Raw genomic sequence first — 22237 nt, 5'->3', positions numbered from 1 at the left:
ATGATCAGCTCCGTCTTCGTCGACCGGCCTCGGCTGGCCATCGTCATCGCGCTCGTTACCACGATCGCCGGCCTCCTCTCGCTCTTTGCGATCCCGGTCGCGCAATATCCCGATATCGTGCCGCCACAGGTCTCGGTGACCACATCCTATCCCGGCGCCTCGGCGGCGGTGGTCGAGCAGACGGTGGCGCAGCCGATCGAGGCGCAGATCGTCGGCACCGACAAGATGATCTACATGAAGAGCGTCAGCGGCAATGACGGCAGCTATTCGCTGCTGGTCTCGTTCGAGCTCGGCACCAATCCGGACATCAACAGCGTCAACGTCAACAACCGGGTTCAGATCGCACTGTCGAAGCTGCCGCAGGAGGCACAGCGCCAGGGCGTCACCGTCAAGAAGAAGTCGTCGGCCCTGCTCGGCGTCATCGCCGTCTACGCGCCGACCAACGCCTATGACACGCTGTTCGTCTCGAACTACGCCACGATCAACCTGCTCGATGCGATCCGCTCCACGCCCGGCGTCGGCGACGCGGCCCTGTTCGGCGCGCAGGACTATTCGATGCGGGCCTGGGTCAAGACCGACAGCCTGACCGGCCTGAACCTCACCACCGGCGACATCATCAGCGCGATCCAGGCGCAGAACGCCCAGGCCGCCGTCGGGCGTATCGGGGCGCGGCCGATCTCCGACGACCAGCAATTACAGCTCAACATCCAGACCAAGGGCCGCCTCAGCACACCCGAGGAGTTCGGCAAGATCGTGCTCCGGACCAATCCCGACGGTTCGGTGCTGCGGCTATCGGATGTCGCGCGCCTCGAACTCGGCGCAGCCAATCTCGACCGCGACACCCGGCTGAATGGCGGCCCCGCCGTACTGATCGGCATCTACCAGTCGCCAGGCGCCAATGCGATCGCCGCGCTCGACGAGGTCAAGAAGACGGTCGGCGACCTCGCGAAATCCTTCCCCGAAGGACTCGCATGGAAGGTCACCTATGATCCCACAGCCTTCGTCACCGCGACGATCCACGAGGTCCAGAAGACCTTGATCGAGGCCTTCGTCCTCGTCGTGCTCGTCGTCTTCCTGTTCCTCGGCAACTTCCGCGCCACGCTGATTCCGACGGTCGCCGTGCCGGTCAGCCTGATCGGCGCCTTCGTCGTGCTCAACGCTATCGGCTATTCCGCCAACACGGTGTCGCTGCTCGCCGTCGTGCTCGCCATCGGCATTGTCGTCGACGACGCGATCGTCGTCATCGAAAACGTCGAGCGCGTAATGGAGGAGCATCCGGAGCTGACCCCGGCCGAGGCGACCAAGAAGGCGATGGGCGAGATCGTCGCGCCGATCGTCGCGATCACGCTGGTCCTGCTCTCGGTCTTCGTGCCGGTCGCCTTCATCCCCGGCATTTCCGGCGAGCTCTTCCGGCAGTTCGCCGTCACCGTCGCGGTTGCGATGGTCCTGTCCGCAATCAATGCGCTGACGCTCTCGCCGGCGCTCTGCGCCGTGCTGCTGAAGCCGCATCACGGGCCGCGGCGCGGACCGATCGGCCGCATCATGGCCGGCATCGACTGGACGCGGGACCGCTATGGCTCGGCTGTGGCGCGGCTCGTGCGCGTCGCCTTCGTCAGCCTGGCGCTGACGGCTGCCTTCGGTGCCGGCATTTACGGCATGGGTCGGATCACGCCGACCGGCTTCCTGCCGGAGGATGACCAGGGCGCCTTCTTCGTGGTGACGCAGCTGCCCGACGGGGCCTCGATCGGGCGGACATCGGCGGCGATGAAGCAAGTCGAGGAGATCATCAAGACCGAAAAGGCCGTCGCCGACTACTCGACGATCATCGGCCTCAACTTCATCGACAACTACTCCCAGCCCAACTCCGGCTTCTTCCTCGTCTCGCTGAAGCCGTTCGAGGAGCGCACCAGCAGGGAGGACAGCGCGCCCGCCATCATCGCGCGGCTGGCGCAGAAATTCCGGGCGGTGCGCGAGGGCAATGTCGTGCCGATCGCCCCGCCCCCCATCATCGGGCTCGGCAGCGGCGGTGGTTTCACCCATGTTGTGATGGATATGGGCGGCTCCGACCCCAAGGCGCTCGGGCGCACCCTGCGCGGTCTCGTCATCGCCGCCAACCAGGACCCGCAATTACGGCGCGTCTTCACGACCTTCTCGGATTCGACGCCCTCGATCTATCTCGACATCGACCGCGACAAGGTCCAGATTCTCGGAGTCGAGCTCAACAGCGTCTTCCAGGCCCTGCAGGCCTCGCTCGGCGGCTACTACGTCAACGACATGAACCTGTTCGGCCGAACCTGGCAGGTTCAGGTCCAGGCCGAGAGCACGGACCGCGCCTCGATCGACGACATCTACCGCATCAATGTCCGCAGCCGCGCCGGCGAGATGATCCCGCTGCGCTCATTCGTCGAGGCGCGGGTCGTGGTCGGCCCCCAGGCGCTGATCCGCTACAACAACCGCCTCGCAGCGACGGTACAGGGCTCGCCCGCTCCCGGCGTCTCCTCCGGCCAGGCGCTTGCCGCCATGGAGGCGGTCTCGGCGAAGACGCTGCCGGCCACCTATCGCGGCGCCTGGACCGACGTTTCATTCCAGGAGAAGCGAGCCGAAGGCCAGACCGGCATGATCCTCGCCTTCGCCCTGCTCTTCGCATACCTCTTCCTCGTCGCGCTCTATGAAAGTTGGACGATCCCTGTGCCGGTGCTGCTCTCGGTGGCGGTCGGCATCCTCGGTGCCTTCGCGGCGATCGTCATCGCCGGATTGACGCTCGACCTCTACGCCCAGATCGGTATCGTCGTGCTGATCGGCCTCGCGGCCAAGAACGGCATCCTGATCGTCGAATTCGCCAAGGAATTGCGGGAAAAGGGGCATCCGCTGCTGCATGCCGCGACCGAGGGCGCTCGCCTGCGCTTCCGGCCGGTGATGATGACCTCCTTCGCCTTCATCCTCGGCCTGCTGCCGCTGGTTATCGCCGAAGGGCCCTCCAAGCTCGCGCGGCGCAATGTCGGCACGCCTGTCTTCGGCGGCATGCTGGCGGCCGCCTTCATCGGAATCTTCGTGATCCCGGCGCTGTACGTCGTCTTCCAGAGCTTGCGCGAACGCCTGCGCCCCTCGACCAGGCCCAAGGAAACGCAGGTCTAGTTCATCGGCCCACACACCGCGTTCGTCCGCTGATCCAGACCTGCATCAGGTCAATCGATGATGTGATAACCGCCATCGACGTACAGCACCTGGCCGGTGATCAGCCTCGCCGCGTCATGCGCGAGAAAGGCCGTCGCGGCGCCGACATCGTCGATCGAAACCAGCTCGCGCGCGGGCGCCTTCCGCTTGGCCTTGTCCAGCAGGGCATCGAATTCCGGAATGCCCGAGGCTGCGCGGGTCGCCAGCGGGCCCGGGGAGATCGCATGGACGCGAATGCCCTTCGGGCCCAGTTCGGCGGCCATGTAGCGGACCGCGGATTCGAGGGCAGCCTTCGCCACCCCCATGATGTTGTAGTTCTCCACCACCATCTGTGAGCCGTAATAGGTCATGGTGAAGAGCGTGCCGCCGTTCTTCATCAGCGGTTCCGCCAGCTGCGCCATCCGGATGAACGACCAGCACGAGACCTCCATCGACTTCAGGAAGCCGTCGAGCGGTGCGTCGGTGACGCGTCCGGCCAGGGTGTCGCGTGGGGCGAAGGCGATGGAGTGGACGAGAAAATCGAGCTCGCCCCAAGTCGCGGCAATGCGCTCGAAGACGGCCTCGACCTGCCCTGGCACGGTCACGTCCAGCGGCATGATGATCGGCGCCTCAACCTCCCGGGCGAGCGGCTCGACATAGGGTCGCGCCTTCTCGCTGAGATAGGTAATCGCCAGTTCGGCGCCGAACGCGCGGAAGGCCCGGGCACAGCCCCAGGCGATCGAGCTGTCATTCGCAATCCCGACGATCAGACCCTTCTTGCCCTCCAGCAACTTGGCTTTGACGCTGGGAATGGTCATTGCGGCCTCTTTCAGTCAGCAGTGGTATAAGGACGAAGTTCGGGAGCGGGGGCGTCGCTAGCGCCCCTGCCTCGTCGCCACACGCAGCTTGCCGTGGGGAGAGGCATCGAGCGGTGATGCGGAGTCGAACAGGCGCCTCACCTCATCGAGCCTGCCGGCTGCCGGTCCCGAAAGAGGGCCCCGTGCCGTAACGGCCTGCTCGATCAGCGCAAGGGCCGCCCCCTTGAGGCCAGGGTCAGGCGGCAGCAGGTCTGACAGGGTCCGCAGCGCCTCCTCCTGATCAATCAGAAGCATGAAGAACTGCTCGCGCGTCAACGCCTTGAATTCGGCGAGTGTCAGCTTGCGGGCATGCTCGCCCTGCTTGCGCAGCCGCCGGATCGCCTCGAAGCCGCGCTCATCGGCGCTTTCCTTGGCCATGCCGACATACAACAGCGCGCGCACGCAGGCATGGAGCAGCCCGCCCCGCGCGAAGCCGCTGCGCAACTCCTCGATCCGCTTCGCGACCAGCTCGGCGTGGAGCTTGCTCTTGGCAGCGCTGCGCGGGCGGCGTGGCGAGCTGCTGTCGATCCCGACGGCGGATTGCAGGAGCGGCGAGCTGTAGACGGTGCGGAACGCCTGTTCGGAGACGCGCTCGACCATGATGCGCCAGTTGTCGAGAGCGTTGACGATCTGAGCCGAGACGACTTCCTGCGCCTTCAGGAAGGGATTGTCGTCGGCGATGGCCTGGCGGCCCTGGCGCGCTTCCGACGCAGCCGTATCGAGCCAGGACATGAAGGGATTCTGCGAGCCGAACAGCTCGTATTGCAGCCGCAGCGGATGCAGCTTCCGCATCGCCTGCGCGACGGCAGGGCTGGCCGACGCCTGGATCCAGGGCTGCACCAGCGCGCGGTAGAGCGACAGGTTAATCTCCGAGACGCGAGCCGCCGTCGCGAACCGACGTTCATCCTCGAGGTCGTTGCCGCCCAATGCGCGGATGTCGTCGAGGGTGCGGGCCTCGCAACGCAACACCCAGTCGCCTGTCACCAGATCCTGATTGTCTGCCGCCGAGGCCTTCGGCTCGAAGACCGCCTCGTAGAGGCCGGGCGGCAGCATGTCGATGAAGTCGATATTGGAGGCGAACTCGTCGTGCTCCTTCCGGGCGACGCCCGCCGACACGAAGATGCCGAGATGCCCGATCTTGTCGTGAATGGCGTAGACGATCGTCTGCCCATAGGCTCGGATCTCGTCGACACTGCCATAAAGGTCGAGGATCCAGTCGAGAGCCTGCTGCGGCGGAGTGATATTGTCGCCCTTCGAGCAGAAGACCACGATCGGCGACCGGATGTTGCGAAGGTCTATCGACGTTCCGTCCGCGGTTCGGATTTCCCCGCAGGCCAGCTTGTTGCCGATGAAGAGCTCGTCGACGATGAACTGGATCTCTTCGGCATTCAGCGTGACGTGCCCACCCCACCATTTCTCGAAGGCGAGGTAGCGTTCCGCTTCGGTGTCGATCTTCGAGTAGAGATTGTACTGCTTGGTCCAGAGCGTGTTTGCCGGGTTCTGGTTCTCGAAATTCTGCACCAGCCAAGCACCATCGAACGTACCGGCGCCGAGATCGCTGGTGAGCGCCGTCAGCCAGCTTCCTCCGAGCAAGCCGCCCGAATAGCGCATCGGGTTCTGGCCGGACACGCCCGCCCAATAGGACAGGGGCGATCCGGCCAGGATGATCGGTCCGAACAGCTCCGGCCTCAGCGCTGCGAGGATCATGACGGCCCAGCCGGCCTGGCAATTACCGATCACGCAAGGCTTGCCTTCGGCCTTCGGGTGGCGGGCAATGACGCGTTCGAGGAAAGTGGCCTCCGCAAGGGCGATGTCTGCAATGGTCTGGCCGGGCACTGGATCCGGCAGGAAACCGACGAAATAGCAGGGATGCCCGGCCTTCATGGCAACGCCGATCTCGCTGTCCGCCTTGAACCCGCCGATGCCCGGCCCGTGCCCGGCGCGTGGATCGACGATGACGAACGGGCGCTTGAGCTCGTCGATGACGACGTCCGGAGGCGGCACGATGTGCGCCAGGATGTAGTTCACCGGCCGGGCGAGCTGGCGCCCGTCGCAGACGAGTTCGGCATCATAGTCCAGAACATGCGGCGCGAGCTTCGCCAGATGCTCTTCGTACTGAAGGCCGCGCTGTCTCAGCGCATCGAGAAACAGCGTCAGTCGCTGCCCGGCATCGATCGAATAGGAGATTGCATCAACGAAGACATCTGCTGGGTCGTTCGCCATGGCCGTGCTCCGAATTTTCACAAACCTCGAACCGTCAGCCGCACCGGAGCTGCGACGCTTCTGTTTCGATCACATCGCGAAAGCTCGGCAGAGCTCGATCGCCGCATCGGGAGGGCCAATTCCAGCATGCCCGTCCCGTCGACATCCCTGCTGCATCGCGGCAGAAGCGCCGCTGCATGTGCTCACACACCAGCACAAAGGACGAGGCTGGCGTATTGTCCTCAGGGACAGCTTGCGCCCGGATTCGCATGCGACCTATTCGCGCGCGCTCCGGCCTTAGCGGAGGCCGGCTCCAGCGGCGACCGCCTGCATGGGGCAGCCGTCCCAGGTGCGCACGAAGACGTCGGACTGCATTGTCCGCCGTGACGCGCCCGGCTTGGCAAACGTTACGTCGCTGGGCGGATAAAGTCGTAGGCCGTGGATGGCACCACGAAGATGGTGGGCCGGGCCGGACTCGAACCGGCACCGGCGCTGTTATGAGCAGCGAGCTCTAACCATTGAGCTACCGGCCCGCACCCGGCCTAGCATCGCCGCCATGGCTCGGGCAAGGCTTCCGGCGACCGAAACGAAAAACCCCACCGTCACGTGACGGTGGGGTTGGATTGGAAGGCCCGGTACTCAGAGAAATGCGCTGTGCCGGCCTCAGGCCGCCTTCGCCGCCGGCTGCTCGACGCCGTGCCCCTCGCGGAAGCGGAAGCGGGCGATGTGCTCGCTGAGCGCCCGGGTCTGTTCGTCCGTCAGCGCGAGCGCGGCATTGGTCTCCTCGACCAGCGCGGCGTTCTGATGCGCCATGGTGCCGATGCCGTCGATCTCGTTGTTGATCGCCGAGACGTCGCTCGCCTGGTTCTTCGCGGTCTGCGAAATCCCGTTCATCAGCCCGGTCAGGTCGTTGACCGAGGCGACGATGGCCTCGAACATCTGCGCCGTCTCCTCGACGAGGCCGACGCCGACCTTGACGTCGCCATGGGCCGCCTCGACCAGCTTCTTGACGTCGTTGGAGGCATCGGCCGAGCGCTTGGCGAGGCTGCGCACCTCGGTGGCGACGACAGCGAAGCCGCGGCCGCTATCGCCGGCCCGGGCGGCCTCGACGGCCGCGTTCAGCGCCAGCAGATTGGTCTGGAAGGCGATCTCGTCGATCATCGCGATGACCTCGGAGATCTTGTTCGAGGAGGTGCGGATGCGCTGCATGGCCTCGAGCGCGGACGCGACCACCTTCTCGCCCTGCTGGGCCTGGCTCTCGGCACCTTCGGCCATGCCGGTCGCCTGGGCGGCTTCCGAGGCGGTCTTCTTGACCGTGCCGGCAAAGGCCCCGAGCTGGTTCGTCGCCATCGAGACGGCGTTGCTCTCCTCGCTGGTGCGCTCGGCGAGATCCGTCACGCCGTCGAGGATTTCGGTCGTCGCGCTGCGCACGGCGGCGACAGTCTCGGAGAGCTTGGCCAGCGTGCTCTCGAATTCCTCGGCGAGGCCGTTGGTGCCCTGCTTCAGCTCGGCGAAGGCGCCCTGGTAGAGGCCCTCGATGCGGGTCGAGAGATGCCCGGCCGAAAGCTCGGCCAGAACGTGGCAGGTCTCGGTGAGGCCGCCATGCACGGTCTCGAGCAGTTCGTTGACCGAGCCGGCGAGCGCATTCAGCTCGGGATCGGCGAAGTTCGCCTGGACGCGGCGGCTGAAATCGCCCGCGGCAGCGGCCGCGACGACCTCGCCAAAGGCCGCTCCCAGCTCCTGCATCATCTCGCGGCGGCGGCTCTGGGCCAGCGCCTCGTCCTCGAGCTTGGCGGCCTCTGCGGCACGCAACGCCACGGCGTTGTCGCGGAACAGCAGCACGCTCTTCGAGATGTCGGAGATCTCGTCATTGCCCTTGGTGTCGACCACGGTTTCCAGCGCACCGTCGGCGATGGCGCGCGTGGCGGTCCACAACCGGTTCAGGCGCCCGATGATCATCGGGCGGACATAGGCCACCGACAGCAGGACAGCGATCAGCAGCGAGCCGATACCGAGGGCACCGAGCCACATCTTGCTCTGCTCGATCAGCGTCGCCGTCGAGGCGCTGGCCGCCACGGCCTCGCCGCGTGCGCCCAAGACGAGCTTTTCGACCTGCCCGCGCAGCGTCGCGGCGGCGCGATCGACATCCTTCAGCGTGCCCGAGATCTGGGCGAGCGTAGCGAGATCGCGCTGGCGCATCTCGACGATGCCGGAGCTCCCCTCGCCGATTGCGATGACGGACTCGACGGTCTGGTTGCGGAACGGGTTCGGCGAGGCGCTCTCGGCTGCAGTCAGCTCCATGCGGATGCGCATGACGGTCGCATTGAAGCGATCGCGGGCCAGCTCGAGTCGGGCCTTGTCGGGCGACTGAGCGGTCTCGCGCATCATTCCCATGAGCTCGTTGACCTGTGCTTCGAGCTTGCGCGCGAAATCGAAGATCGGGAAATCGCGGTCGTTCAAGGTCTTCATCGCGGCATCCAGCTGCTCGCCGGAAAGCCCCTTGATGCTCTCGATCCCCATCGTGACGTTGAAGCGCGACTCGTCGGCTTCCGAGCCGACCACGCCGCCGAACACCCGGCCGACCTTGGTCAGGTTCTCCAGCAATGCCGCGATCGCGGCCGCATTGCGAATCCTGGCGCCGGTCAGGTCGTTGATCTCGTTGATCGTCCGCGACAGCTCGTCCACCGCCGTCTGGGTTGGCTTCATGTCGATGCCGCTCAGGGCCGTGATCCGCCGGATGAGGTCGAACTGGCGGGCCTCGATCCGGTCCAGCTCGTTGGTCAACGCGGCGCGTTGCTGGACGTTCTCGACATCCATGAAGCGGGGCGCGAGCGCCGTCGACAGCGTCGCCGCCTGGGACAGTTCTAGGGCGAGCTCGACCATCGGCATCTTCTGCCCGGCCAGCTCCTGAACGGTCGCGTCGATCCGGCCATAGGAGAGCCATGCCACCGTCGATCCCACGATCGTCAGGCCCGTCATCAGCCCCAGCGACGCATAGATCCGTGCGGCGATGCCGATGCGCGTGCTCTTGCGCTGGCGGGCGGGCTTGCTGGCCTTCGTCATCGATCGCTCTCCGAATGCAACGCGACACGGTGGAGGGCGAAGCTGGCGCGAGGCCTGCGCGCCGGCATTTCAGGGCCGGCCACAACAAAGCCCGCCATCGGGCCGCGACTGCGGAAACCGACGGGCAAGCCCCCCGAACCGGCCTGCGCCGCGACCTGTCGGTGGGCGAAATGCTTGTTCGCGCCCAAGATCGATCAAATGCGCTTAAAGAACGCTTAAGCGGGCGGATTCTTCTGAATCACTGCGCGTGAGCGCTGCGTCATGTCTTGTTAGGAATTTGGACGCGCCTTGCAGTGGCAAGTCTCAGCTCTCGGGCAGCTTGGGAACGGGCCGCGGCTTCCCCTCCTCGTCGATCGCCACGAAGGTGAAGGTCGCATCGGTCACCTTCTCATGGATCGAGGTATGAAAGCGCCTCGCCCAGGCCTCGACATGGATCTTCATCGAGGTCCGGCCGACCGCCTCGACCTCCGTGTAAACGCTGAGCACGTCGCCGACCTTCACCGGCCGGATGAAGGTCATCGCATCGACGGCGACGGTGACGACACGTCCCTGCGCCCGGTCGACGCCGGCGATACCGCCGGCCGCGTCCATGCGCGACATCACCCAGCCGCCGAAGATGTCGCCATTGGCATTGGTGTCGGCCGGCATCGCGTTGATGCGGACCGTCAGATTGCCGCGCGGCTCTTCTTCTGGCGTCAGGCCGGGTTCAATCATCATGGCGTCGTCCCTGTTCGAGGTGGAAGGAATCGGCCCGCCCATGCTTCGCGGCCGTGGGGGTTGCTCCGAGTTCTGACGCGACGCAGGCTGGCGTCAAGCTCAACCCGGCTGGAGGAGGCCTCGATGAACCCCACGCCCCCCATGATCTGCGTGTCGCTTCGCTACGCCGATGCCGTGAAGATGTATGACTGGCTGATCGACGCCTTCGGCTTCGAGAAGCACGCAGCCTATTACTCCGAGGACGGCCGGACGCTGCTGCATGGCGAACTGCGCATGGGCACAAGCTTCATCATGCTCGGCTCGGCGGAAGGCAATGAGTTCGGCAAGCTCGTCTCGTGCCCGGCCGAACTCGGCGGCACCACCGCGTCACCGTACATCGCGACCGACGACATCGACGCGCGCTGTGAGCGGGCTCGCGCCGCGGGAGCGGATATCTGCATGGAGCCGACCGACCAGCCCTATGGCAGCCGCGACTTCATCGCCAAGGACCTGGAAGGCCATGTCTGGTGCTTCGGCACGTATCGGCCTGACCTTCGCGCACCGGCCTCCTAGTCCGACACCTCGGATCACCGCCCGACCGAAATCGTTTGGGGTTCGCTCCGCCCCGCCGTGTCAGACGGCCGTCTCGGCAGCGCGGGCGGGCGTCCGCCGCCGCCCTCGCATCATCAGCCAGCACACCACGCTCAGATTGACGAAGTTCCAGGCGAGACCGTTGAGGAAGGCCATCCGGTAGGAGCTGAAATAATCGAAGATCACCCCGGAGAGGTAGCCGCCGAAGGCCATCCCGAGCACCGTCATCGACATGACCAGGCCGATGCGGATGCCGGCCTGCTTGGCGGGCAGGTATTCGCGGGTGATGACGGCGTACATCGGCACGATGCCGCCCTGGAACAGGCCGAAGATGCCGCTGACGACGTAGAGCGACTGCAGCCCGTCGAACCAGAGATAGAGAAAGAGCGCCACGCCCTGCATCAGCGAACCGAGCGCGAGCGTCGCGACCCCGCCGATCCGGTCCGCGACGAAGCCCGATCCGATGCGGCTGACGATGCCGAGCAGCATCATCAGGGAGAGCATCTCCGCGCCGCGCGCGACGCCATAGCCGAGATCGGCGCAATAGGCGACGATATGGACCTGCGGCATCGCCATGGCGACGCAGCAGGCAAAACCGGCAACGCAGAGCAGGAGCTGGAGTTGGCCTGCGGACAGGCCGAGGTCACCGCGCGCACCGGCGCTGCTGGCTTCGGCGGCGGCCATCGTCGCGGCGGCAGGTTGACGCCGGAAGAACGGCGCCAGCGGCAGCATCACCACCAGCGTCGCGACCGCGATGCCGAAATGGGTCGCGCGCCAGCCATGATGCTCCATGCCCCAGGTGATGATCTGCGGCCAGAACACCCCGGCGAGATAGCTGCCGGAGGCGCCAAAGACGACGGCAAGCCCGCGATGGCGCCGGAACCAATGCGACAGGTCCGAGATCAGCGGCGAGAAGCCGGCCGCGCTGCCCATCCCGATCAGAAGCCCGTGCGCGAGTGCGAACTGCCAGAGCGACTGCGACATCCCCGCGGCGACATAGCCGGCAGCGAGCAGCAGCGCTCCCATCACGATCGGCACCATGATGCCGTAGCGATCGGCGATCCGGCCCATCACGATGTTGCCGACGCCGAAGCCGATCATCGCGCAGGTATAGGGCAACGCGGCGCCGGCCCGCATCGTCTCGAACTCGCCCTGCATCGCCGGCAGCACGACGACCACCGACCAGGAGCCGACGCAGGCCATCGTTCCGATCAGCAGCGCGACCGCCAGTCGGAGCCAGGCATAGGATGAATCGGGCGCGTAGCGCCCCGGGTCCTGGATGGGCATGTTTCCTCGGTCCGGCCGCTTTCAGGGCGCAGCCTCTCATTCTGGCGACGAGGATTAGGCGCCGGCACGCGATGCGACAAGCGCGTGCCGCGCAACGGGACCCGGCGATACGCGCCACCCGGCATCGGTCGGGCCAGCTGGGGCCCGACGCAGTCCGCAGCCGAAATGCAGCGCTAGCGGAAGATCGACTCGCCCTGCTGGTCGACGAGCTGCTGTCCCTTTACCAGGGTGAAGTCAGTCGCCTCAGCCACGCCGGGAAAGCGGTCGGCGCGGACGAAGCGGTGGCTCTTCAGCTCGCCGTCGATCGTCTTCTCCACGACGCCGCAAAGCTGCCACTGGCCGCCCTCCTGATAGGGCGTCGCATGGATGGTGAAGCCGTTGTGCTCGATGCTCTTCAGGGGGCCAGCCGGCTTGTCCTCCGCCGCCTTGCGGCCGCCGAACAGGGATTTCAGGAACGACATGCAACCTCCGAAGTCTCGATGCCCTCTTATAGGGCAGGATCGTCGCCGGGGGGAGCCAGCTTCCCGCTCGTTGCCTGTCTTCCCTCTGCCTTGAAGCCAGGCCGCAGAATCCCCAGATTCAAGCTGTCCAGGGCGACCGCATCGCCCCTCGACGCCCGTTTCGCCTCTCGCGGCCGCCCTCGACAGGGAGGTCGTCATGAGACTCATCAAACTCCTTTCGATCATTTGGCTGGCCCTGGTCGGTCTCGGCCTGTCCGGCACCGCGCACTCCCAGGCGCCGCGGGGCCCGCCCTGTGCCGACCGCACGCAAGTGATCGTCCAGCTGAACACGTTCTTCGGCGAAAGGGCGGTCGGCAGCGGCCTCGCCGATGGCGGCTTCGTTCTCGAACTCTTCGTCAGCCGCAGGGGCACCTGGACGCTGTTCGCCACCACGCCGCAAGGCCTGAGCTGCTTCGTCGCCTCGGGCCAGGCCTGGGAGCCGGTGCCGGCGCCTGACATTTTCGCCAGGCGTTGAGGCGCGGCACGCCAGCGCCTACGCGGCAAGATGCAGCACGACTTCGCGCCGGTGCGGCCTCGCCCGGTGCTCGAAGAGATAGATGCCCTGCCAGGTGCCGAGCACGAGACGCCCATTCATCACCGGGACCGATAATGAGACCGGCATCAGCGCCGCCTTGATATGGGCCGGCATGTCGTCGGGGCCTTCGTCGCGATGGACCAGATAGGCCATCGCCGGATCATCCGCGGGTGGCACCAGCCGTCGGAAGAAAGCGTCGAGATCAAGACGCACATCCGGATCGGCATTCTCCTGGATCAGGAGCGAGCAGGAGGTATGCCGCACGAACAGCGTGAGCAGCCCGGCGCCGATTCCGGCTTGCTCGACGAAGGCTCGGGCGCGGGCCGTGAACTCGTAGAGCCCCGGCCCTTTCGTCTCGATCGACAGGACGCTTTGGCTGGGCACCGGCCCGCCTCTAGCGCTCGGTGGCCGCGAGCTTCGCCCCCAGCGCCACGAAGGCTGCGGCGAAACCGCGGCGCAGCCACGCCATCACCACCGGTCGGCTGACGACCTTGTCGCGCATCGCGGCAGCGAACAGCCCATAGAGCGCGAAGACAATGAAGGTCATCGCCATGAAGATGCTGGAGAGTTCCAGCATGCGCGCCAGAGGCGACGGCTCCCCAACGGCAATGAACTGCGGCAGGAAGGCGACAAAGAAGATCGAGAGCTTCGGATTGAGCACATTGATCGCGACGCCGTCGCGCAGCACGCGCCAGGCCGAGCGCCGATCCGCCTTCGTCTCGACCTTGAGCGCTCCATGCTCCTGCAGCGTCTGCCAGGCCATGAACAGCAGATACGCGACACCAGCATATTTCACGATTGCGAAGGCGAGCGCGCTCGCATGCAGCAGCGCCGCGAGACCAAGCATGGCAGCAAGCAGATGCGGAACGATGCCGAGGGTGCAGGCCAAGGCCGCCAGGATGCTGGCTTGCGAACCACGCGTCAGCCCGGCGGCGATGGTGTAGAGCGCCCCGGTTCCGGGCGAGGCCACCACGATCAGCGAGGTCAGCAGGAACTCCGGGGACATCTCGTCGGCCTCCATGCGGGCGGTACGCCAGAAGGGCGCAGGCCGGGCGCAATAGCAAGGCCCTGCCCCGCCGGAGCGCGGTGAACGGCACACACAAACACTTAGGTATTGACCTAAGTATTATCCTACTGCTAGATCGCCCCATGCTCGCAACCCAGCCAACCCTCGACGACACCTTCCGCGCCCTGGCCGATCCGACGCGCCGCGCCGTGGTTCAGGCGCTCGGCCGGGGGCCGGCTTCGGTCAGCGAGTTGGCCAAGCCCTTCGAGATGGCCCTGCCGAGTTTCCTCCAGCATCTGAAGGTGTTGGAGGATTCAGGGCTGGTGACCACGGCCAAGACCGGCCGGGTCCGCACCTGCACCTTGCAGGCGGAACCGCTGGCCGCCGCCGAACATTGGCTGGAGGCGCAGCGCTCGCTCTGGACCAGGCGTCTCGACCAACTCGACCGGCTGGTGCTGCAACTGAAAGACCAGGAGGAAAACGGATGACCGATACGCATGCGACCGTCTTCGATCCCGCGCTCGACCTCGAGCTGAAGCGCGAGGTCGAGGTGCCGCCGCGCCTGATCTGGCGGGCCTGGACGGAGCCGAAGCTGCTGATGCAATGGTTCTGCCCTCTGCCGTGGAAGACCACGGAATGCGAGCTCGACCTGCGCCCCGGCGGCAAGTTCCGTACCGTGATGGAAGGCCCCAATGGCGAGAGGCACGACAACACCGGCTGCGTGCTTGCGGTGATCCCGGAGACCTTCCTCGCCTTCACCGATGCGCTCGGGCCGGGCTATCGCCCGCTCGGTGGCGGTTTCATGACCGGATCGGTCTCGATCGCCCCCTCAGCCAAGGGCACGCTCTATATCGCCCGCGCCATTCACAAGGACGTCGACGGCAAGAAGCAACATGAGGAGATGGGCTTCCACCAGGGCTGGGCCACGGCGCTCGATCAGTTGGTGGCGCTGGCAAAAACGCTCTAGGACTCGCTCCTCCGCCATAGGAAACGGAACAAAGGGCGCCGCAGGCGCCCTTTGTTGCTGCGCTCAACAAGGCAAGCTGCGACCCTACCGCGCCTGCCAGAAGTAGAGCTGGCCCGTATGGCTGTTGCCGGCGAGCATGAGCCCTTCGGCGACCATGCCGATTCCGTTGAACAGGTCCCAATGGTCGCCGGTCGTCATCTGGAAAAAGAGAAACGACTTATCGATGTCACCGGGCGTCTGGTAGCAATTCTCCAGATAGATGACGCCCTTCTTGCCGAGCACCGACCTGTAGATATCCTTCGAGACACCCTGGATATCGGGCTTGCCGAAGCTGCGCTGCACGCGCGGCAGCAGTTCGGCGGCGCGGATGAAGAACTGCTGGCTCGGCGCACGCGCCGGCAAGCCGGAGCCGGGCACGGCGCCGATGGCGGGAGCCCCCGGCAGACGCGGCGCCGCGAGGAAAGAGGCCCGGACTGCAGGATGCTTCGCCGTCAGCGCTTGGATCGTTGCATCGTCCTGAGACGGCGTCAGCTTCAGCGTGTAGCCCATGCAGATGGCGCAGCGATTGGCGACGTCTCCGATCGCAGTCTTCGCCCAAGGACGAACCGTCGCGAAGCGCTCTTCGAGCGCGGCGTATTGGTACGGCAGCATCGGCATCTCCGGATCACACGCCAAGGATGGGATCGCGGCCGGACGCCTCGCCCCCTGCGAGACTGGCCCGGATCCGGCCGATCCCCATCCTTCATTCGAAGGAGAGGCCCTGTGCGCATGATCGAGACGGTCATGCCCGCCGCCAAAAGCAGAACGCCCGCCTCCGTTGCTCGGTCAGGCGGGCGTTCGATCTTGATCAAAGGGGGCGAGCCAGGAAGCTCCGTCTCCTAGTTATCCAGGAAGCTCCGGAGCTTCCGGCTGCGGCTCGGATGCTTCAGCTTCCTGAGCGCCTTCGCCTCGATCTGGCGGATACGCTCGCGGGTCACGCTGAACTGCTGGCCGACCTCCTCGAGAGTGTGGTCGGTGTTCATGCCGATGCCGAAGCGCATGCGCAGCACACGCTCCTCGCGCGGCGTCAGCGAGGCCAGCACGCGGGTCGTCGTCTCGCGCAGGTTGGACTGAATCGCAGCGTCGATCGGCAGGATCGCGTTCTTGTCCTCGATGAAGTCACCGAGATGCGAATCCTCTTCGTCGCCGATCGGCGTTTCGAGCGAGATCGGCTCCTTGGCGATCTTCAGGACCTTGCGCACCTTCTCCAGCGGCATGGCCAGCTTCTCGGCCAGTTCCTCCGGAGTCGGCTCGCGGCCGATCTCGTGCAGCATCTGGCGCGAGGTCCGGACGATCTTGTTGATCGTCTCGATCATGTGCACCGGAATACGGATCGTGCGGGCCTGGTCGGCGATCGAGCGGGTGATCGCCTGCCGGATCCACCAGGTGGCGTAGGTCGAGAACTTGTAGCCGCGGCGGTACTCGAACTTGTCGACCGCCTTCATCAGGCCGATATTGCCTTCCTGGATCAGGTCGAGGAACTGCAGGCCGCGGTTCGTGTACTTCTTGGCGATCGAGATCACGAGGCGCAGATTGGCCTCGATCATCTCCTTCTTCGCCTGCCTGGCCTCGCGCTCGCCCTTCTGGACCATCAGCACGATCTTGCGGAATTCCTGGATCTCCAGGCCGGTCTCGGTGGCGAGCGTATGGATCTCGTCACGCAGGCCCTTGATCCGCTCCAGCTCCGCAGCGACGAAATCCTTCCAGCCGCGCGAACCGAGCTTGGAGACGCGCAGGACCCATTTCGGGTCGAGCTCGCCGCCGACATGCTGCTTGAGGAAGTCCTCGCGACCGACGCCGTAGCTCTCGGCGAGACGCAGCAGGCGCGTCTCGTGGCCGATCAGGCGCTTGTTGATGTCGTAGAGCTGCTCGACCAGCGCCTCGATGCGGTTGTTGTTCAGCGAGAGCGACTTCACCGCTGTGATGATGTCGTCCTTGAGCTTCTTGTATTTGCGGTCCTGCGACGGCGAGAGCTTGGTGTTCTCCAGCCGGTTGGCGATGTCCTGGTCCTGCAGGCGGCGCAGCTTGGTGTAGTTCGACGCGATCGAGTCGAAGGTCTCGAGCACGCGCGGCTTGAGTTCGGCCTCCATGGCCGAGAGCGACACGTTATTCTCCATGTCGTCTTCGTCCATCTCCGGCGGAGCTTCGCCCTCCGGAGTCTCTGCCTGCTCGCCTTCCTCGGCGCCCTCCTCGCCCGCCATCCCGGTCGGGTTCTTGCCGTCGGGGCCGGCATAGGTCGCCTCGAGGTCGATGATGTCGCGCAGCAGGACCTTGGCTTCGTTGAGCTCGTCGCGCCAGATGATGATCGCCTGGAAGGTCAGCGGGCTCTCGCAGAGACCTGCGATCATCGCCTCGCGGCCGGCCTCGATGCGCTTGGCAATCGCGATTTCGCCCTCGCGAGAGAGCAGCTCGACCGAGCCCATCTCACGCAGATACATGCGCACCGGATCGTCGGTCCGCTCGGTCGGCTCGAGATTGCGCTTGACCTCGACGGGCAGGGCCGAGCGCGAGGCATCGACCAGATCGCCGCCCTCGGCCTCTTCCTCATCGGCGCCGTTGGCACCGGTGCGCGCCGCAGCGCGCTCCTCGCCGGAGGCCTCCGGATCCTCGTTGTCGACGACGTTGATGCCCTGCTCGCTGAGCTGGCCGAGCACGTCCTCGATCTGCTCGGAGGTGAACTCCTCCGACGGCAGGACCTCGTTCAGTTCATCATAGGTGACATAGCCGCGCTTCTTCGCGAGCTTGATCATCCGCCTTACGGCCTGATCGGTCAGATCGAGCAACGGTCCATCGGAGGTCGGGGGGGCTTCCGGCGCGACCTGATCGGTCTTGTCCCGTTCGCTCACTTTCGTCGCCATATATCAGCGCTCCGCACTCTCGCGCTGCCACGGCCCCGAAAAGCCATGTGCAGACGCATAAAAGGGCGGCGCGGCCGCAGGTCCGGCGCGCTCACCCCACCCAAATCACGTTCGGCAAGATGGCACTGCTCATCGTTGATGAACGGTAAACCACCCTCGTACCGCCGCGCATGCCGAAACGAGGACCACCGGGCATTCTGCCTTCAGTCCCCGGACATCGCCTCCGTCCCCTCGATCGTCTCGAGGCGAGCCTTGACGTCCTTGATCCAGGCGAAATTGGCTTCGGTCGCTTCGTCAGCCAATGCGCGCTCGGCTGCCTTCAACTCGCTATGTAGCGTCCGCGCGCGATGATGCAAGACAATAGCCTGCCGAATTGAGTCGAAAACCGATTCAGGATCAGCTGCTTGTGCGAGTTTCAGACGCTCGGCCGGCCCGGTGACCGCCATCAGATGGCCATGTGCCTCCCGGACGCGCGGCTGTTCGAGCCGGTTGGCCAGCGCCTCCTCATCGAGAACGCCCTCCATCGCCGCATCGAGCAGCGCCTGCCGGAAGCGCTCGGCCGCAGCGCCGTCGAGCGCGAGCTCCGCGATCTCGTCGACGCAGCGCAGGATCAGGCCGGGATGGCTGGCGAGCGCCAGCAGGATGAAGGCCTCCCGCACATCCTCGCCACGCCCCTGCGCCAGGATCTTGGAGCGGGCGAGCTGGCTCGACGCCTTCAGCGGCCCCACCGCCCATGGCGAGACATTCGGCCGGAAGCCGCCGCGACCGCCTCCTCCGCCCTGCCCGCGGCCGCGCTGATAGCCGCCGTCGCGACCACGCTCGGCCCGCACCGGAGCCGCGCTGGCGAAAAGCTGGGCGAGGCGCTCGTCGATCTCGTGGCGATAGTGCTTGCGGGTCGTCTCGTCGCGGATCTGGCCGAGCGGCTCCTTCAGCCGGCGCTCGAAGGCGGCCCGGCGCTCGGGTGTGTCGAGCGGTCCGGCCTCGACCTCCCGCGTCCACAGCATGTCGACGAGCGGACGAGCTGCGCCCAACACATCGGCGATCGCGGCCTTGCCGCCGGAGCGCGCCAGATCGTCGGGGTCCTGCCCGTCCGGCAGGAGCGCGAAGGACAGCGACTTGCCCGGCTCCAGCAGCGGCAGGGCGATGTCGATGGCGCGGCTCGCCGCCTTGCGGCCGGCCTTGTCGCCATCGAGGCAGATCACCGGCTCGTCCGCCATCCGCCAGAGCAGCGTCAGTTGGTCCTCGGTCAGCGCCGTGCCGAGCGGTGCCACCGTCTGCGGAAAGCCTGCGAGCGACATTGCGATCACGTCGACATAGCCTTCGACGACGATCGCCTGGCCGGTGTCATGCGCGGCCTTGCGCGCGTTGTGGTGATTGAACAGCAACGAGCCCTTGTGGAAGAGCGGCGTCTCCGGGGAGTTCAGATACTTGGCCGACACCTCGGCACTCATCGCCCGCCCGCCAAAGGCGATCGGGCGCCCGCGCGAGTCATGGATCGGGAACATGATGCGATCGCGGAACCGGTCATAGGGCACGGCGATCTCGTCGCCATGCACGAGCAGCCCGGCCTCCATCATCAGTTCGGCCGGAACGCCCTTGCCGGCGAGATGGTCGCGCAGGGCGAAGCGGTCGGCAGGGCCGTAACCCAGCCGGAAGCGCGTGCGCGCCTCGCCATCGAGCCCGCGCGAGGCGAGATAGCGCCGCGCCGCTCCTCCGCGCTCGCCCATCAGCTCGGCCTCGAAGAAGCGCGCCGCCAGCTCGACGACCTCGTGCAGCCCCTTGCGCCGCTCCTCCTGGACCTGCGCCTCATGTGTGACCTTCGGCAGCATGACGCCGGCCTCGGAGGCCAGCTTTTCGACGGCTTCAGGGAACGACAGCCCTTCCGTCTCCATCACGAATTTGAAGATGTCGCCGTTCTTGCCCGACGAGAAATCGAAGAAGGAGCCCTTCTGGTCGTTGACGAAGAAGGACGGCGTCTTCTCCGCGTTGAAGGGCGAGAGCCCTTTCCACTCGCGTCCGGCCTTGGCGAGGCGCACGCGCTTGCCCACGACCGCCGAAATCGGCAGCCGCGCCTTGATCTCCTCAAGGACGGAGGGCGGGAATTTCATCGAGCTTATGTGGACCTGCAAAAGCCGAAAGCCAACCGCCGACAGCATCGGCGGCTGGCTTTCACCCGTGATTCACAGGGGACGTGCGGGGATAGTGTTGCTCCGGCGGGATCAGCCGCCGAGCGCCGCCTTCACCATCGGGCTGACCTTGCCGAAATCCATCTGGCCGGCATAGGCGCCGCGCAGCACGCCGATGACCTTGCCCATGTCCTTCACCGCGGCGGCGCCGGTCTCGGCGATAGCCTTGTCGATCGCGGCCTTCACCTCAGCGTCGGACATCTGCTTCGGCAGGTAGGATGAGATCACCTCGACCTCGCCCTTTTCGCCGGCGGCGAGCTCAGGACGGCCATTGGCCTCGTAGATCGAAATCGATTCCTGACGCTGCTTGATCATCTTCTGCAGCAATCCGAGGATGTCCTCGTCCGAGGCCTCGCCCTTGCCGGCGCCGCGCGCCTCGATGTCCTTTTCCTTCAGCGCGGCGATGATCAGGCGGATCGCGGCGACCTTCTCCTTCTCACCGGCCTTCATCGCCTCCTTCATATCGGGCATGAAGCGCTCGCGCAGGCTGGTCATGTGGGTATTCCCTTTTTGTGTCGCGGGTTTGCGCCCGCATCGATTGACGGCATGGAAGCGCGTCTTTAAGGCTCGCGCTCCAGACGACGCTCAGCGAAACCCGCTGTCGCCCATGCATTGCCGCGCTCTCGCGGCCTGGACCGAGACATAGACATGACCGCACCCGAAGGAAACCCCGCCGCAGGCGGCTGGAGCGAACCGCGCGCGACCGCGCTCCTCGTGCTGGCGGACGGCACGGTGCTGGAGGGCTTCGGCCTCGGCGCCACCGGCGAAGCGCCGGGCGAAGTCTGCTTCAACACGGCGATGACCGGCTATCAGGAAATCCTGACCGACCCGTCCTATGCCGGGCAGATCGTCACCTTCACCTTCCCGCATGTCGGCAATGTCGGCGTCAATGACGACGACACCGAGACGGTCAATGCCGCCGCCTCCTCGGGCGTGCGCGGCGTCGTGCTGCATGCCGCCGTCACCGAGCCATCCAACTGGCGCGCCGGCCGGCATTTCGATGCCTGGCTCAAGGCGCGCAATATCGTCGGCATCTGCGGCATCGACACCCGCGCGCTCACCGCCCTGATCCGCGACAACGGCATGCCGAACGCGATCCTGGCCCATGCGCCGGACGGCGTCTTCGACGTCCCGCGCCTCAAGAAGCTCGCTGCCGAGCTGCCGGACATGGCAGGGCTCGACCTCGTGCCGCTCGTCACCTCGGCCCAGCGCTATGAGTGGGATGAGACGCCGTGGCAGTGGCCCACCGGCTACGGCAAGCGCGAGAGCGTCGCCCACAAGGTCGTCGCCATCGACTACGGCGTGAAGCGCAACATCCTGCGCCTCCTCGCCAAGGCCGGCTGCGACGTCACCGTCGTGCCCTCGACCGCGAGCGCCGACGATATCATGGCGCTGAAGCCGGACGGCATCTTCCTCTCCAACGGTCCGGGCGACCCGGCCGCGACCGGCGAATACGCCGTCCCTGTCATCAAGGCGCTGCTGGAGAAGAAGGTCCCGACCTTCGGCATCTGCCTCGGCCACCAGATGATGGCGCTCGCCATCGGCGGCCAAACTATGAAGATGAAGCAGGGCCATCACGGCGCCAACCATCCGGTGCAGGACAAGACCACCGGCAAGGTCGAGATCGTCTCGATGAACCATGGCTTCGCGGTCGACCCGGCCTCACTGCCGGCGCATGCGGTCGAGACGCATGTCTCGCTCTTCGACGGCTCGAACAGCGGCATCGCCCTGACCGACCGCCCTGCCTTCAGCGTCCAGCACCACCCGGAAGCCTCGCCCGGCCCGCAGGACAGCCACTACCTGTTCCAGCGCTTCGTCGAGCTGATGGACAAGGAAAAGGCGAAGACGGCAGGCTGAATCCCCGCGACGCGGCGAGCTTGTGCGCGAGAGAGCATGGCATGATCCACCAGTTGCGCATCTACGAGATCTTCGAGCGCAACAAGGCGGCCTTTCACGCCCGCTTCCGCGATCATGCCGCGCGGATCATGGCGCGGCACGGCTTCAAGATCATCGCCATGTGGGAGACGGCCAGCGCCGGGCGCACCGAATTCGCCTACATTCTCGCCTGGCCTGACGCCACGACCAAGGCCAGCGCCTGGAAGAGCTTCATGGCCGATCCGGAATGGATCGAGATCAAGCGCGTTACCTCGATCGAGCATGGCGACATGGTCGGCGCGATCGAGAACCGGCATATGGCGCTGACCGACTATTCGCCGCCCCTCCCGCATTGACAGCGCGCCTCGCCTGCGCTTCAAGCAGCCCATGATCCAGGCCATCTGCCTCGCCCGGAACTATTA

At 65.9% G+C, this 22237-nt stretch carries 19 protein-coding genes and 1 tRNA gene; 7 read left to right on the top strand and 13 right to left on the bottom strand.

Features of this window, described 5'->3' with window-relative positions; genetic code table 11:
• Positions 1–3135: an efflux RND transporter permease subunit gene (locus tag VGN82_RS23525; protein WP_327529504.1), complete on the top strand. Its 3135-nt coding sequence runs from the start codon at positions 1–3 to the stop codon at positions 3133–3135.
• Positions 3136–3185: 50 nt separating this feature from the next.
• Here VGN82_RS23525 and fabI read toward each other — a convergent pair whose 3' ends face one another.
• The 5 genes from fabI to VGN82_RS23500 form a co-directional block, all read right to left on the bottom strand.
• On the bottom strand, positions 3186–3971 hold the full coding sequence (gene fabI / locus VGN82_RS23520) for an enoyl-ACP reductase FabI (protein ID WP_327529503.1): 786 nt from the start codon (positions 3969–3971) through the stop codon (positions 3186–3188).
• 57 nt (positions 3972–4028) lie between these two features.
• Positions 4029–6233 carry a DUF3141 domain-containing protein gene (locus tag VGN82_RS23515; protein ID WP_327529502.1) on the bottom strand — a complete coding sequence of 735 codons (2205 nt, stop codon included), beginning with the start codon at positions 6231–6233 and terminating at the stop codon, positions 4029–4031.
• A gap of 436 nt (positions 6234–6669) precedes the next feature.
• Positions 6670–6745 (bottom strand) — tRNA-Ile (locus VGN82_RS23510).
• Between the two features lie 130 nt (positions 6746–6875).
• Positions 6876–9275 carry a methyl-accepting chemotaxis protein gene (locus VGN82_RS23505; RefSeq protein WP_327529501.1) on the bottom strand — a complete coding sequence of 800 codons (2400 nt, stop codon included), beginning with the start codon at positions 9273–9275 and terminating at the stop codon, positions 6876–6878.
• 303 nt (positions 9276–9578) lie between these two features.
• Complete coding sequence (locus tag VGN82_RS23500) at positions 9579–9989, bottom strand: acyl-CoA thioesterase (RefSeq protein WP_327529938.1); 411 nt, start codon at positions 9987–9989, stop codon at positions 9579–9581.
• Positions 9990–10115: 126 nt separating this feature from the next.
• Between VGN82_RS23500 and VGN82_RS23495 the strand changes: the two genes are divergently transcribed.
• Positions 10116–10544 (top strand): VOC family protein, encoded by a 429-nt coding sequence (locus VGN82_RS23495; protein WP_327529500.1) that lies wholly within the window; start codon positions 10116–10118, stop codon positions 10542–10544.
• Between the two features lie 60 nt (positions 10545–10604).
• Here VGN82_RS23495 and VGN82_RS23490 read toward each other — a convergent pair whose 3' ends face one another.
• Together VGN82_RS23490 and VGN82_RS23485 are read right to left on the bottom strand one after the other, a co-directional pair.
• Complete coding sequence (locus VGN82_RS23490) at positions 10605–11849, bottom strand: MFS transporter (protein WP_327529499.1); 1245 nt, start codon at positions 11847–11849, stop codon at positions 10605–10607.
• A 173-nt stretch (positions 11850–12022) separates the two neighbouring features.
• Positions 12023–12310, bottom strand: a complete 288-nt coding sequence (locus VGN82_RS23485; RefSeq protein WP_327529498.1) for an HlyU family transcriptional regulator — start codon at positions 12308–12310, stop codon at positions 12023–12025.
• A gap of 196 nt (positions 12311–12506) precedes the next feature.
• Between VGN82_RS23485 and VGN82_RS23480 the strand changes: the two genes are divergently transcribed.
• Positions 12507–12824 carry a hypothetical protein gene (locus tag VGN82_RS23480; protein WP_327529497.1) on the top strand — a complete coding sequence of 106 codons (318 nt, stop codon included), beginning with the start codon at positions 12507–12509 and terminating at the stop codon, positions 12822–12824.
• An 18-nt stretch (positions 12825–12842) separates the two neighbouring features.
• Here VGN82_RS23480 and VGN82_RS23475 read toward each other — a convergent pair whose 3' ends face one another.
• Both VGN82_RS23475 and VGN82_RS23470 read right to left on the bottom strand, forming a co-directional pair.
• On the bottom strand, positions 12843–13268 hold the full coding sequence (locus tag VGN82_RS23475) for a secondary thiamine-phosphate synthase enzyme YjbQ (RefSeq protein ID WP_327529496.1): 426 nt from the start codon (positions 13266–13268) through the stop codon (positions 12843–12845).
• A gap of 10 nt (positions 13269–13278) precedes the next feature.
• The gene (locus VGN82_RS23470) at positions 13279–13890 is read right to left on the bottom strand and encodes a LysE family translocator (protein WP_327529495.1); all 612 of its coding nucleotides are present in this window, start codon (positions 13888–13890) and stop codon (positions 13279–13281) included.
• Positions 13891–14033: 143 nt separating this feature from the next.
• Between VGN82_RS23470 and VGN82_RS23465 the strand changes: the two genes are divergently transcribed.
• Positions 14034–14378, top strand: a complete 345-nt coding sequence (locus VGN82_RS23465; protein ID WP_327529494.1) for an ArsR/SmtB family transcription factor — start codon at positions 14034–14036, stop codon at positions 14376–14378.
• Complete coding sequence (locus VGN82_RS23460; RefSeq protein WP_327529493.1) at positions 14375–14857, top strand: SRPBCC family protein; 483 nt, start codon at positions 14375–14377, stop codon at positions 14855–14857. The genes VGN82_RS23465 and VGN82_RS23460 overlap by 4 nt, the downstream gene beginning before the upstream one ends.
• Positions 14858–14941: 84 nt before the next feature.
• Here VGN82_RS23460 and VGN82_RS23455 read toward each other — a convergent pair whose 3' ends face one another.
• From VGN82_RS23455 to VGN82_RS23440, 4 genes are all read right to left on the bottom strand, one after another.
• Positions 14942–15508, bottom strand: a complete 567-nt coding sequence (locus VGN82_RS23455) for a T6SS effector amidase Tae4 family protein (protein WP_327529492.1) — start codon at positions 15506–15508, stop codon at positions 14942–14944.
• A 227-nt stretch (positions 15509–15735) separates the two neighbouring features.
• Positions 15736–17754, bottom strand: coding sequence for an RNA polymerase sigma factor RpoD (gene rpoD / locus VGN82_RS23450; RefSeq protein ID WP_327529491.1), 2019 nt, complete (start codon positions 17752–17754; stop codon positions 15736–15738).
• A gap of 203 nt (positions 17755–17957) precedes the next feature.
• On the bottom strand, positions 17958–19862 hold the full coding sequence (dnaG, locus tag VGN82_RS23445; protein ID WP_327529490.1) for a DNA primase: 1905 nt from the start codon (positions 19860–19862) through the stop codon (positions 17958–17960).
• 111 nt (positions 19863–19973) lie between these two features.
• Positions 19974–20435 (bottom strand): GatB/YqeY domain-containing protein, encoded by a 462-nt coding sequence (locus tag VGN82_RS23440; RefSeq protein ID WP_327529489.1) that lies wholly within the window; start codon positions 20433–20435, stop codon positions 19974–19976.
• 153 nt (positions 20436–20588) lie between these two features.
• Between VGN82_RS23440 and carA the strand changes: the two genes are divergently transcribed.
• Together carA and VGN82_RS23430 are read left to right on the top strand one after the other, a co-directional pair.
• On the top strand, positions 20589–21797 hold the full coding sequence (gene carA / locus VGN82_RS23435; RefSeq protein WP_327529488.1) for a glutamine-hydrolyzing carbamoyl-phosphate synthase small subunit: 1209 nt from the start codon (positions 20589–20591) through the stop codon (positions 21795–21797).
• Between the two features lie 41 nt (positions 21798–21838).
• A complete protein-coding gene (locus VGN82_RS23430; RefSeq protein ID WP_327529487.1) occupies positions 21839–22171 on the top strand; it encodes an NIPSNAP family protein in 333 nt (110 codons plus the stop codon).
• Positions 22172–22237: the final 66 nt, after the last annotated feature.

It is taken from the genome of Allobosea sp. (genome assembly GCF_035999205.1).
GTDB lineage: Bacteria > Pseudomonadota > Alphaproteobacteria > Rhizobiales > Beijerinckiaceae > Allobosea.
The sequence above is the reverse complement of the archived record's forward strand: the minus strand, read 5'-3'. Positions and strand labels throughout refer to the sequence as shown.

Bases quoted from the DNA above. Each gene is read 5' to 3' on its own strand.
- VGN82_RS23525 (WP_327529504.1), top strand. From the start codon at position 1: ATGATCAGCTCCGTCTTCGTCGACCGGCCTCGGCTGGCCATCGTCATC.
- fabI (WP_327529503.1), bottom strand. From the start codon at position 3,971: ATGACCATTCCCAGCGTCAAAGCCAAGTTGCTGGAGGGCAAGAAGGGT.
- VGN82_RS23515 (WP_327529502.1), bottom strand. From the start codon at position 6,233: ATGGCGAACGACCCAGCAGATGTCTTCGTTGATGCAATCTCCTATTCG.
- VGN82_RS23505 (WP_327529501.1), bottom strand. From the start codon at position 9,275: ATGACGAAGGCCAGCAAGCCCGCCCGCCAGCGCAAGAGCACGCGCATC.
- VGN82_RS23500 (WP_327529938.1), bottom strand. From the start codon at position 9,989: ATGATTGAACCCGGCCTGACGCCAGAAGAAGAGCCGCGCGGCAATCTG.
- VGN82_RS23495 (WP_327529500.1), top strand. From the start codon at position 10,116: ATGAACCCCACGCCCCCCATGATCTGCGTGTCGCTTCGCTACGCCGAT.
- VGN82_RS23490 (WP_327529499.1), bottom strand. From the start codon at position 11,849: ATGCCCATCCAGGACCCGGGGCGCTACGCGCCCGATTCATCCTATGCC.
- VGN82_RS23485 (WP_327529498.1), bottom strand. From the start codon at position 12,310: ATGTCGTTCCTGAAATCCCTGTTCGGCGGCCGCAAGGCGGCGGAGGAC.
- VGN82_RS23480 (WP_327529497.1), top strand. From the start codon at position 12,507: ATGAGACTCATCAAACTCCTTTCGATCATTTGGCTGGCCCTGGTCGGT.
- VGN82_RS23470 (WP_327529495.1), bottom strand. From the start codon at position 13,890: ATGTCCCCGGAGTTCCTGCTGACCTCGCTGATCGTGGTGGCCTCGCCC.
- VGN82_RS23465 (WP_327529494.1), top strand. From the start codon at position 14,034: ATGCTCGCAACCCAGCCAACCCTCGACGACACCTTCCGCGCCCTGGCC.
- VGN82_RS23460 (WP_327529493.1), top strand. From the start codon at position 14,375: ATGACCGATACGCATGCGACCGTCTTCGATCCCGCGCTCGACCTCGAG.
- VGN82_RS23455 (WP_327529492.1), bottom strand. From the start codon at position 15,508: ATGCTGCCGTACCAATACGCCGCGCTCGAAGAGCGCTTCGCGACGGTT.
- rpoD (WP_327529491.1), bottom strand. From the start codon at position 17,754: ATGGCGACGAAAGTGAGCGAACGGGACAAGACCGATCAGGTCGCGCCG.
- dnaG (WP_327529490.1), bottom strand. From the start codon at position 19,862: ATGAAATTCCCGCCCTCCGTCCTTGAGGAGATCAAGGCGCGGCTGCCG.
- VGN82_RS23440 (WP_327529489.1), bottom strand. From the start codon at position 20,435: ATGACCAGCCTGCGCGAGCGCTTCATGCCCGATATGAAGGAGGCGATG.
- carA (WP_327529488.1), top strand. From the start codon at position 20,589: ATGACCGCACCCGAAGGAAACCCCGCCGCAGGCGGCTGGAGCGAACCG.
- VGN82_RS23430 (WP_327529487.1), top strand. From the start codon at position 21,839: ATGATCCACCAGTTGCGCATCTACGAGATCTTCGAGCGCAACAAGGCG.